Below are 1,370 nucleotides of genomic sequence, written 5' to 3' on the forward strand. Positions count from 1 at the left end.
GTATCGGACGACACATAGGACGCAGCAGAAAGGAGGGGTCCGTTGTACGAAGGGGTGGTTCAGAACCTCATCGACGAGCTGGGCAGGCTGCCCGGCGTCGGCCCCAAGAGCGCGCAGCGGATCGCCTTCCACCTTCTCGCCGCCGATCCCGCCGACGTGGAACGCCTCGGCAAGGCGCTCAAGGAGGTCAAGGACAAGGTCCGCTTCTGCAAGACGTGCGGGAACGTCGCGGAAGAGGAGGAATGCCGGATCTGCCGGGACGCGCGCCGCGACCCGCACGTGATCTGCGTCGTGGAGGAGTCCAAGGACGTCGTCGCGATCGAGAAGACCCGCGAGTTCCGGGGCACCTACCACGTGCTCGGCGGCGCGATCAGCCCGATCGAGGGCGTCGGGCCGGACGATCTGCGCATCCGTGAGCTGATGCAGCGCCTCGCGGACGGGACGGTGACCGAGCTGATCCTCGCCACCGACCCCAACCTGGAAGGCGAGGCGACGGCGACGTATCTCGCCCGGCTCGTCAAGTCCATGGGCCTCACCGTCACCCGTCTGGCCAGCGGCCTGCCGGTGGGTGGCGACCTCGAGTACGCCGACGAGGTGACGCTGGGCCGCGCATTCGAAGGACGGAGGCTGCTCGATGTCTGACACCAACAGCCCGCAGGACTGGAACGCCCTCGCCGAGCGCGTGGCGTGCCATGTCGACAACTATCTGAACGGACTGGAGGCCGTCGCGCGCGGCGACGGCGGCGTCCATACCGTCCCGCTGCTCCTTCTTGAGGTGTCACAGGTCATCCTGGCGGGCGCGCAGCTCGGTGCCAGCGCCGACGTGATCCTCCCGGACAACTGGGAGCCGGAGATCGGCGACGACCCCGACCTCGACGCCGTCCGGCAGGGCCTGTCCGAGCGGTTGAGCGTCATGGACGAGTACGTCGAGGTCTTCGACCCGTACAAGGACACCGAGCCCACGTCCTACCGCCTGTCGGACGACCTGGTCGACGTCGCCAGCGACCTCGTCCACGGGCTGCGTCACTACAACCAGGACCGTCCGCTGGAAGCCCTCTGGTGGTGGCAGTACTCCTACTTCAACCACTGGGGCAACCACGCCGGTGCGGCTCTGCGCGCCCTGCACGCCTTCGTGGCGAACTCCCGACTGGACGTCGCTCCCGAGGTCGCGACGGTGCCCACGGCCCCATAAACCCTGGCCTTGGGCTCCGCGCCCCCCGGCGCCCCGGGTGGTCCGAATGCGGTCAAGGGTGTGGTCTGGATGATCATTCCTTGGGACGTTGGTCGCGGGACCCCTCTCGCGGGGGCGGGCGGATGCTCGAAGTGGTGTGCCGAGGGTTGGGGGCTGCGGATGCGGCGACGGCTGGGGC

The 1,370-nt window shown here is 68.7% G+C and carries 2 protein-coding genes; both read left to right on the forward strand.

The genetic code is table 11. The features are described from left to right. Nucleotides 1-42 precede the first annotated feature (42 nt). The gene (recR, locus tag E1264_RS42640) at nt 43-642 is read left to right on the forward strand and encodes a recombination mediator RecR (protein ID WP_132183266.1); all 600 of its coding nucleotides are present in this window, start codon (nt 43-45) and stop codon (nt 640-642) included. Continuing rightward, nucleotides 635-1,192, forward strand: coding sequence for a DUF5063 domain-containing protein (locus E1264_RS42645; protein WP_132183268.1), 558 nt, complete (start codon nt 635-637; stop codon nt 1,190-1,192). Before recR ends, E1264_RS42645 begins: the two co-directional genes overlap by 8 nt. Nucleotides 1,193-1,370: the final 178 nt, after the last annotated feature.

The organism is Actinomadura sp. KC216, assembly GCF_004348535.1.
Lineage (GTDB): Bacteria > Actinomycetota > Actinomycetes > Streptosporangiales > Streptosporangiaceae > Spirillospora.

Excerpts from the sequence above, each read along its gene's own strand:
- E1264_RS42645 (WP_132183268.1), top strand. The coding sequence starts at position 635 with ATGTCTGACACCAACAGCCCGCAGGACTGGAACGCCCTCGCCGAGCGC.